Source organism: Chitinophaga sp. (genome assembly GCF_036569125.1).
In the GTDB taxonomy this organism is placed as follows: Bacteria; Bacteroidota; Bacteroidia; order Chitinophagales; family Chitinophagaceae; genus Chitinophaga.
In genome coordinates, this window is record NZ_DATCRF010000085.1 from 1 (window position 1) to 9,125 (window position 9,125).

The window sequence follows — 9,125 nt, forward strand, 5'->3', positions numbered from 1 at the left end:
GTTTTGTCTACCGCCGCAGCTTTCCTCTCCTTATTGACAGAGCTTCCCAATGTACACTCCCAGTTTGTATATTATAAATGGAACCTCATAGAAGCCGACCCCGATGATAATAAATATGTAGATAGCGCTATTGCCGGCCAGGCGGAATACCTGGTAACAGAAGACAAACATTTTGCTGCACTGAAACAGATCACTTTCCCCCAGGTAAATACAATGTCTATAGACGATTTTGTAAGAAAGCTGCAGGAATTATAAGTTGCCAGTTGGCAGTGGGCAGTTGGCAGTCATAAGGCTAGCTATAAAAGTAAAAGACCTGTTACACATATAAGAATGTAACAGGTCTTTTACTTTAAGTAATTCTCGCTGACTGCCAACTGCCAACTGCCAACTAAAATTTCCCATAGGGAAATTTCGTATCATGATAATACAGAAACGTCCAGCCTTCGGCGGTGCCGCGTTCCAGGAACTGCTGGCGCAGCTCCATACTGCGTTTGCCATCATAATCGTACTTCGCTATAAAACGGCTTTTCATTTGAGAGATCTGCGGCGCCACATCCCCGCCAAAGAATACTTTATCTTCTCCATCATCAATTAAAAATACCTGGTGGTATGGGCAGTGCCCGCCGGTAAGCTCATAATGAATGTAATCATCTATGGCGCCATTGCCATCTATAAATACAACGTTATCCCGCTGCTGCAGCAGGGCTACATCTTCTGCATGGTAGCTTTTACCATCCTGCTCAATGGCATAGGCCATTTCCTGCTTGTTTACATAATAGGTAGCCTGCGGAAAGGTTAAGCTGCGTTGATGCGTAACCGGGTCCAGGGTAGATACGCCGCCGGAATGGTCCTTATGCAGATGGCTCATGAGCACTTTAGTGATCTCCATAGGGTTTACGCCATGGTCAATTAAATGCTGGTGCAGCTGCAGCACGCCATCCGCATTGCGGAATCCCAGGCCGGTATCCAGTAAAATATAGTCGCGGTCAGTAATTACGAGGAAAGGTTGGATCTCTACCAGCAGCGAACCGTGGTTACGTTGCTGCATAGTGTCTTTGCCTGGATCAAAGGGAATGAACTTTTTAGTAGCATCTACCGTGAAAGAGCCTTCCGATAAAGGAATTATACGTGCCATCACGTAAAATTACAAAGTTATCGGGTAAGAATAGGGTGTTGATGTGAAGATGTGCGGATATGCAGATGTGCAAATGCATGGGATGTGCTCAATCATCTGCACATCTGCACATTTATAATTTGCAAATCAAGGCCTTACTCTCCGCAAATTCCTGTCCGCTCCCCGCTCTTTTAACTGGCGGAACAGCTGCGTACGGAACTCACGCTCTGCTTTGAACACAGAGCTGGCTTTACGGGGCGGCAGCGCTTTCAGAAATTCCTGTTTATAGCGGGTACGCACGTTCACCATGCGTTGTTCAATATCCATTTCATTATCCAGGGCCTGGCGGGCGGCATCGTCGTTGGTGCGGTCCTGCTGCTTATTGCGCCGGCGTTCGGCTATCAGCAGCTCTACTTCGTGTGTATAATTATTATAGATGGGCCAGAATTTTTCGGCTTCGGCGGGGGTAAGCTCCAGCTGTTTGGAGAGATAGCCGATCTCCGCTGCCCTGATCTTATCCTTCAGGGAAACGTTATCGCCGGTTTCCGGTTGCTGTGCGCTGGCCCGGATAACCAGGCAACACATCACAGCCATTAAAAATCCTAGTATGTTAAAATGTTTCATGAATTTAATTCGCTAATGTTTGCACCTTAGTTTTGCCAGCCGGAACTCTCCAGGTATTTTTGAATGGCTTCGGTGGGCAGGGTACTAAGGTCGGTTGACATGCTGGGCAGCTCATCGGCTACCTCCTCGGTGGATACGTTTGAAAAGATAGCCTCGTTATCAAAAGCATCCGTATGTGTTTGCAGGTAATCTACTATTTCCTGGTCGGGAATGCCGGCCAGCTGGGCTTCCAGGCTGCTGGCATTGTGAGAGGTGCCTTTGAACATGAATAAAACACCCGTTAAAATAGCGGCAACAGAGGCCGCGGCTATCCAGGCCATATAGCGCCTGCGGGTATTGCGTAAAGGCACCACTTTGGCCGGTATGGCCCTCTCTTCAGCGATGGCAGCCATTACCCGCTCAGGCAGCTTTTCAAAGTAACCGGAAGGTACGCTTTGGGGCTGTGGCCGGGGTGCGGCCGCCAGCAGGGACGACAGGGCGGCCAGCTCTTCCTGCACCGGCTCCGCGTCTGCATTTGCTGCCCGTATACGTTGCATGATCTGCTCAGGCAGGGCATTAAAATAACCTTCCGGCGCCGTAAAAGGCGCATCAGCAGGTAAGTTCAGACCGGGAACGATCTCCACCAGTTCATCCGCAATATCTTTTCCCTTTTTATTCATAATACTTGGTTAGACAATGAGCAAAGACAATAGTTTAATGGGTCCGTGCGTTATAATCTTTAATGTCTGGTTGATAAGGGCTTACGCCTGGTTATTCTGATCTTTATCCGTTCTTGATAAATTCCTCGATCTTTTTTACAGCATGATGATAAGAGGCCTTTAGCGCACCTTCGGATGTTTCTAATACCCGGCTCATTTCTTCATAAGGCATTTCATCATAATACCGGAGGTTAAATACTACCCGTTGTTTTTCCGGCAGGCTTAATATAGCGCGTTGCAGCTTCCATTCCAGCTTATTAGCATCAAACTGACTGTCTGCACGCAGCTTATTACCCAGGCCGGTTTCTACGTCGGATAAAGATACCGAGGATTTTCTTTTCTGCTGCTCCAGGAAAGTAAGGCTTTCATTGGTGGCTATCTTATATAACCAGGTAAAAAGCTGTGCATCTTCCCGGAACCCTTCCAGGTTTTTCCAAACCTTAATGAACACGTTCTGCAATACATCATTGGCATCCTCATGATCTACTACCAACCGGCGGATGTGCCAGTACAACCGTTCCTGGTATTTACGGATAATATCCGTAAAACCTTTTTCCCGGGTTTCCGGCTGCCGGTATAACGCTAAAAGTGCTTTATCATCCTGTGTAACGGCCATGTTAGGTTAAATGGGAGGTGCTGATGTGTAAACCGGCGCATGCACGCATACACTGCACACCGCTACATTTACACATGATATTGCTCACGCTTGTTCTATAAAGTTTAGTAATGGAATGAAATTAAATAAAAAATCCATCTATGAGATGGATTTTTTATACAAAGGTTTAATCCGATGTGCAAATATGCAGATATGCAAATGTGCAAATGGTGCGGGCATTTCATCTGCAAATCCGCATATCTGCACATCCGCACATTATTATTTTCCTTTCCGGCTCATTGCTTTTTCAGCAGCAGCCACAATGTGGTTGGCATCCAGGCCGTACTTTTTCAGCAGGTCCAGGGGCTTGCCGCTTTCGCCAAAGGTATCATTGGTACCTACATATTCAATAGGCACGGGCAGGTGGCGGGCCGCTACCTGTGCAATGCTGTCGCCCAGGCCACCCAGCACATTATGCTCTTCAGCAGTAACTGCGCAGCGGGTTTTGGTCAGGGAGCGCAGTACGGCTTCCTCATCCAGCGGCTTAATGGTATGTATGTTAATGATCTCAACGCTGTAGCCTTTTTCTTCCAGGATCTTACCGGCTTCCACGGCTATCCACACCAGGTGGCCGCAGGCAAACAGGGTAATATCATTGCCCTCGTTCAGCACCTGGGCTTTACCGATCTCAAATTTTTGATTTTCCGGTGTAAAGTTGGGCCATTTGGGACGGCCAAAACGCAGGTATACCGGGCCTTCATAATCTGCAATGGCAATGGTGGCTGCTTTGGTCTGGTTAAAATCGCAGGGTACTATCACGGTCATACCGGGCAGCATGCGCATTAAACCAATATCTTCCAGGATCTGGTGGGTAGCCCCGTCTTCACCCAGGGTAAGGCCGGCGTGGGATGCACAGATCTTTACGTTCTTGCCGGAGTAGGCTACTGACTGGCGGATCTGGTCGTATACACGGCCGGTTGAAAAGTTAGCAAAGGTAGTGGTATACGGTATTTTACCGCCAATGGTCATACCGGCGGCAATGCCTATCATATTAGCTTCGGCAATACCACACTGTACAAAACGCTCAGGAAACTCTTTAATAAAGGCATTCAGCTTCATGGAACCCAGCAGGTCGGCCGTAAGCGCTATCACATTGGGATTCTTACGGGCTACTTCCAGGATCCCTTCTCCGAATCCGGCCCGGGTTTCTTTTTCATTTAAGGGTTGAATATCTTTTACCATATACCAGTTTTTCAAAAATTAGAACGTAAAAGTAATAATAATGTGCAAATATGCGGATGTGCAAATGTGCAAATAAGGGGTGCCGGCTTTAAACCATCCGCACATCTGCATATTTGCATATTTGTAATTAGTTTAATTGCTCAGCACTTTATCCCGCAAGCTTACTTCCCACTGCCAGGCAGTACGCATCATGTCCTCAATCCCGATCTTGGGTTCCCAGCCCAGTTTGGACTTGGCCAGGCTATTGTTGGCATAAATGGCTATTACATCACCGGGGCGGCGGGGGCCCAGCTCATAGTTCAGCTTTACACCGGAGATCTTTTCAAAGGCATTAATCGCTTCCAGCACGGTTACGCCGTTGCCGGTGCCCAGGTTATAGGTTTCCAGGTTGCTCTTATTCTTTTTGTCCAGCAGGTACTGCAGGGCGCGGGTATGTGCATTGGCAATATCCATTACATGAATGTAATCGCGGATGCAGGAACCATCGCGGGTATCGTAGTCATGGCCGAATACGATCATCTTGGGTCGCTTTCCTATAGCCGTTTGCGTGATCATAGGCACCAGGTTATCCGGCTTGCCCAAAGGCAGCTCGCCGATCAGGGCAGACGGATGCGCACCTACCGGGTTAAAGTACCGCAGTATAATGGATTGCGTATCGTTTACCTTGTTATAGTCCTGGATGATCTGCTCACCAATCTGTTTGGTGCGGGCGTAGGGGGATTGCGCTTCGCCCAGCGGGGTTTCCTCTATCACCGGCAGCGCAGTGGCATTGCCATACACGGAGCAGGAGGAGGAGAATACAAAGTTGGGGATCTTAAACTCCTGGATACATTTCAGGATGTTTACCAGGGAGGTAAGGTTATTGTGAAAATACAGCAGCGGTTCTGCTACGGATTCCGGTACGGTTTTCAGCGCTGCAAAGTGGATCACGCCTACAATGTCCCGGTTTTCGTGAAAAACAGCATGGGTATCTTCCAGGTTACAGAGGTCCACTTTGTAATTATGGATCTTTTTGCCGGTAATTTTTTCAATACCGTCCAGTAGTTGGGTAGTGCTGCGAATGTTACTGTCTACAGATACCACATCAAAGCCGTGATTGATCAGATCTACAATAGTGTGCGCACCAATGTAGCCACAACCACCGGTAACAAGAACCTTCATGATTTTAGATTTACGATTTTTAGATTTACGATTTACAGGCCTCTATGATTTGATTGTCCCTATTTGTAATACCAAATGTAATAGTAACGCTATAATCGTAAACGTTATAATACTGCAACTTACGATTTATAGATCAATGATTTGATTGCCGCTGATGATCCGGCTGCAAATCTAAAATCTGAAATCTACAATCGTAAATTATTGATCACACTTTCTGTTTCAATACGCCTTCTATATACTGCCCGTAACCGCTTTTCAGCAGGGGCCTGGCCAGCTCCTGCAGCTGTTCCCGGGTAATAAAACCTTTGCGGTAGGCTATTTCCTCAATACAGGCTATTTTAATGCCCTGGCGCTGCTCGATCACCTGCACAAACTGGGTGGCCTGCATCAGGGAATCAAAGGTGCCGGTATCCAGCCAGGCGGTGCCGCGTGGCAGTATGGATACTTTTAGCTTGCCCCGGCGCAGGTATTCCCGGTTCACATCTGTGATCTCGTATTCACCGCGGGGGCTGGGCTCCAGGTCGCGGGCAATGTTCACTACTTCGTTATCATAAAAATACAGGCCAGGTACTGCGTAGCTGGATTTAGGCTGGGCGGGCTTTTCCTCAATAGACACCGCTTTCATTTGCGCATCAAACTCCACCACCCCGTAGCGTTCGGGGTCCGATACGTGGTAGGCGTATACAATACCGCCATCCGGATCCACATTATTAGCCAGCTGGGTGCCCAGGCCGGCGCCATAAAATATATTATCGCCCAGTACCAGGGCTACTTTATCATTACCAATAAATTCCCGGCCAATTACAAAGGCTTGGGCCAGCCCGTTGGGAACGGCCTGTTCCGCATACTGCAGGCGTAAGCCATACTGGCTGCCATCGCCAAACAGGCGTTTAAAGGCAGGCAGGTCATGCGGGGTAGAAATGATGAGGATATCCTGTATGCCGGCCAGCATCAGCGTGGACAGCGGGTAATAGATCATGGGCTTATCATAAATGGGCATGATCTGTTTGCTGATAGCATACGTGATTGGATGTAAGCGGGTACCCGAGCCACCGGCCAGAATAATACCTTTCATTTGCCTAAAGTTTTAGATCAAAGTATGATGCCCTGCCTGCACATAAGCTGCACACGGGGTTTCATGCAATTGAACAGTTATTGGTTATGGGTAGCGTATAATCCGCTATTTCACAAAAATCTCACAAAAATAGGGGGTAGAAAGGAATTTTTAATAAGAAAAAGTTGGGGCCGTGGAGGGAAAGTGCGCGTTTACCGCCTCAGGCGTACAAGATGCAGCCAATAAACCGGTAAACGCGTATGCTTTGCCGTTATTTAATGAAAAGATTTACTATAAAGTACACTACCGCTGCTACCAGGGCGCTGATAGGGATGGTCATGATCCAGGCCCACAGCAGGCTTACAGTTACCCCCCAACGCACTGCGGAAAGGCGTTTGGTAGCGCCTACCCCTATAATGGAGCCGGTAATGGTATGGGTGGTGCTCACCGGTATGCCCAGTGTTTCTGTGAGGTACAGGGTTACGGCGCCTGCTGTTTCTGCGGCTACGCCTTCCAGTGGGGTTACCTTGGTAATACGGGTACCCATGGTTTTAACGATCTTCCAGCCACCGCTCATGGTACCCAGGCCTATGGCCGTAAAGCAGCACAGCGGCACCCAGTTGGGCACGTCCGTAATTTTATCAATAGAGCCGTGCGCCACCATGGCTGCGGCGATAATACCCATTACTTTCTGGGCATCGTTACCGCCGTGGCCTAAGCTCAGGGCCGCAGATGACAGCAGCTGCAGGCGTTTGAACCAGTTCTCTGCCCGGAAAGGGTTGGCCCTTTTACAGATATTTACGATCAGGATGGTAATAAAAAAGGCCACCACCATACCAATAAAGGGCGCCAGCACTATAAAATAAATGGTGGGCATTACCTTGGAATAGTTGATCACGTCAAAAGAGCCGTGGGCATTGGCTACCGCAGCGCCAATAAACCCGCCTATCAGGGTGTGGGAGGAGCTGGAAGGGATACCGTACCACCAGGTCATCAGGTTCCAGGCAATAGCGGCCAGCAGCCCGCAAAAGATCACTTTCAGGGTAATGTATTGCTCAAAAATGGTTTTGGCAATGGTATTACCTACCCTGAACTCCCCATAAATATATTTGGACATAAAAAAGGCGGCGAAGTTGAATACGGCCGCCCACAGCACTGCCTGGAAAGGCGTTAATACTTTGGTAGAAACAATAGTGGCAATAGAGTTGGCGGCATCATGAAAACCGTTAATGTAGTCAAACACGAACGCCAGTATAATGATAACGATCAGAAAGGTCATAGCTAAGAAATTACGTGAACATTCCCCCCGCCTGCGGATCAGGCGTACTTAATAATGATGGTTTCAATTACGTTGGCGCAATCTTCGCATTTATCCGTAGCTATTTCCAGCGCCTGGTATATTTCACGCATTTTGATCAGCTCTGCTGCATTGGTCTCTGTATCAAACAGGTCGGCAATAGCCATGTCATAAATGTCATCTGCATGGTTTTCCAGGCTGTTGATCTTTACACAGGCATCGGTAATGTTCCGCATGTTCTTCATGTCGCGCAGCTCATGAATAGCTTTGTACAGCTCTGCCACCCCCAGGCTGATCAGCTCTGCCAGCTTGCGGATGCTGTCGTTCAGCTCATATACCTTGTACAGGTCAATCCTTTTAGCAGAACCGTGAATGTAATCTGCCACATCGTCCAGGGTGGCTGCCAGGTAATGGATATCCTCCCGGTCAAAGGGTGTAATGAAGTTTTGACCCAGTTCTACAAATATCCGGTGGGTATAATCGTCATTTTTGTGTTCTAACCGCTCGATCAGGTGTACTTTGTCCTTGCGGATGCTCAGGTCGTTTGTGGTTACCAGCTCATTCAGCACTTCTCCCATTTCCACCAGGTTGGCTGCTACATCCTCGAACAATGAATAAAAAACCCGGTCTTTCGGCATAAAAAGTTTCACAAAAGAGTTGAAGCCTCCCATATAGGTAATGTTTGAAATTTGCGGCAAAAATAGCTATCCAATGCCAATACCTCCAAGAAAATGTTAGAATTAATGATTCCTTAATACTGGGTTAATATAAAAGTAATATAGCAAATTTTTCTTTGCACTAAGGAATTGACTTGATTTAAATGTCTGAAAAACGCCCATTAGATATAGTTGTGATCTCCGATGTACACCTCGGGATCTACGGCTGTCACGCAAAAGAGCTGGTACAATACCTGGATAGTATTGACCCGAAGATCCTGGTTCTGAACGGGGATATCATCGATATCTGGCAGTTCAGCAAGCGGTATTTTCCCAAGGCCCATACCAAGGTGATCCGCCGCATCCTCAAAATGATCGGAAAAGGTACGGATGTGTACTACCTGACCGGCAACCACGACGAAGCCCTGCGTAAATATGCTGGTTTTGAGCTGGGGAATTTTACCATAGACAACAAGCTGATCCTGGAAGTGGACGGAAAAGCCCACTGGTTCTTTCATGGGGATGTATATGATGTAACCATGAAAAACTCGAAATGGCTGGCCAAATTAGGGGGGAAGGGGTACGATATCCTCATTATCCTGAACCGCCTGGTGAATAATGTGCTGGAACGCCTGGGCCGGGAAAAGCTGTCGTTCTCTAAAAAAGTGAAGCAAAGTGTGAAGC

11 protein-coding genes are annotated in these 9,125 nt (G+C 47.8%); 2 read left to right on the forward strand and 9 right to left on the reverse strand.

Features of this window, described 5'->3' with window-relative positions:
* Positions 1-255: PIN domain-containing protein (locus tag VIM87_RS03055; RefSeq protein ID WP_331995540.1), on the forward strand; the 255-nt coding region annotated here is incomplete at its 5' end.
* A gap of 133 nt (positions 256-388) precedes the next feature.
* Here VIM87_RS03055 and VIM87_RS03060 read toward each other — a convergent pair.
* The 9 genes from VIM87_RS03060 to VIM87_RS03100 all read right to left on the reverse strand — a co-directional run bounded on the left by VIM87_RS03060 (position 389) and on the right by VIM87_RS03100 (position 8,456).
* Positions 389-1,135 (reverse strand): MBL fold metallo-hydrolase, encoded by a 747-nt coding sequence (locus VIM87_RS03060; protein WP_331995541.1) that lies wholly within the window; start codon positions 1,133-1,135, stop codon positions 389-391.
* Between the two features lie 126 nt (positions 1,136-1,261).
* Positions 1,262-1,738 (reverse strand): hypothetical protein, encoded by a 477-nt coding sequence (locus tag VIM87_RS03065; protein ID WP_331995542.1) that lies wholly within the window; start codon positions 1,736-1,738, stop codon positions 1,262-1,264.
* 26 nt (positions 1,739-1,764) lie between these two features.
* A complete protein-coding gene (locus VIM87_RS03070) occupies positions 1,765-2,397 on the reverse strand; it encodes a hypothetical protein (RefSeq protein WP_331995543.1) in 633 nt (210 codons plus the stop codon).
* Positions 2,398-2,500: 103 nt separating this feature from the next.
* Complete coding sequence (locus tag VIM87_RS03075) at positions 2,501-3,052, reverse strand: sigma-70 family RNA polymerase sigma factor (RefSeq protein WP_331995544.1); 552 nt, start codon at positions 3,050-3,052, stop codon at positions 2,501-2,503.
* Between the two features lie 258 nt (positions 3,053-3,310).
* Entirely contained in the window at positions 3,311-4,273 is a 963-nt protein-coding gene (locus VIM87_RS03080) for a transketolase family protein (RefSeq protein WP_331995545.1), read from the reverse strand.
* 132 nt (positions 4,274-4,405) lie between these two features.
* Positions 4,406-5,434 (reverse strand): UDP-glucose 4-epimerase GalE, encoded by a 1,029-nt coding sequence (gene galE, locus VIM87_RS03085; RefSeq protein WP_331995546.1) that lies wholly within the window; start codon positions 5,432-5,434, stop codon positions 4,406-4,408.
* A gap of 205 nt (positions 5,435-5,639) precedes the next feature.
* Positions 5,640-6,509: a glucose-1-phosphate thymidylyltransferase RfbA gene (rfbA, locus tag VIM87_RS03090; protein ID WP_331995547.1), complete on the reverse strand. Its 870-nt coding sequence runs from the start codon at positions 6,507-6,509 to the stop codon at positions 5,640-5,642.
* A gap of 250 nt (positions 6,510-6,759) precedes the next feature.
* Positions 6,760-7,767 carry an inorganic phosphate transporter gene (locus tag VIM87_RS03095; protein ID WP_331995548.1) on the reverse strand — a complete coding sequence of 336 codons (1,008 nt, stop codon included), beginning with the start codon at positions 7,765-7,767 and terminating at the stop codon, positions 6,760-6,762.
* 38 nt (positions 7,768-7,805) lie between these two features.
* Positions 7,806-8,456 carry a DUF47 domain-containing protein gene (locus VIM87_RS03100; protein WP_331995549.1) on the reverse strand — a complete coding sequence of 217 codons (651 nt, stop codon included), beginning with the start codon at positions 8,454-8,456 and terminating at the stop codon, positions 7,806-7,808.
* A gap of 149 nt (positions 8,457-8,605) precedes the next feature.
* On the opposite strand from VIM87_RS03100, the gene VIM87_RS03105 reads away from it, so the two are divergent.
* Positions 8,606-9,125, forward strand: a 520-nt coding sequence (locus tag VIM87_RS03105) for a UDP-2,3-diacylglucosamine diphosphatase (protein WP_331995550.1), incomplete at its 3' end; no start/stop codon positions are given.

Excerpts from the sequence above, each read along its gene's own strand:
- VIM87_RS03060 (WP_331995541.1), bottom strand. The coding sequence starts at position 1,135 with ATGGCACGTATAATTCCTTTATCGGAAGGCTCTTTCACGGTAGATGCT.
- VIM87_RS03065 (WP_331995542.1), bottom strand. The coding sequence starts at position 1,738 with ATGAAACATTTTAACATACTAGGATTTTTAATGGCTGTGATGTGTTGC.
- VIM87_RS03070 (WP_331995543.1), bottom strand. The coding sequence starts at position 2,397 with ATGAATAAAAAGGGAAAAGATATTGCGGATGAACTGGTGGAGATCGTT.
- VIM87_RS03075 (WP_331995544.1), bottom strand. The coding sequence starts at position 3,052 with ATGGCCGTTACACAGGATGATAAAGCACTTTTAGCGTTATACCGGCAG.
- VIM87_RS03080 (WP_331995545.1), bottom strand. The coding sequence starts at position 4,273 with ATGGTAAAAGATATTCAACCCTTAAATGAAAAAGAAACCCGGGCCGGA.
- galE (WP_331995546.1), bottom strand. The coding sequence starts at position 5,434 with ATGAAGGTTCTTGTTACCGGTGGTTGTGGCTACATTGGTGCGCACACT.
- rfbA (WP_331995547.1), bottom strand. The coding sequence starts at position 6,509 with ATGAAAGGTATTATTCTGGCCGGTGGCTCGGGTACCCGCTTACATCCA.
- VIM87_RS03095 (WP_331995548.1), bottom strand. The coding sequence starts at position 7,767 with ATGACCTTTCTGATCGTTATCATTATACTGGCGTTCGTGTTTGACTAC.
- VIM87_RS03100 (WP_331995549.1), bottom strand. The coding sequence starts at position 8,456 with ATGGGAGGCTTCAACTCTTTTGTGAAACTTTTTATGCCGAAAGACCGG.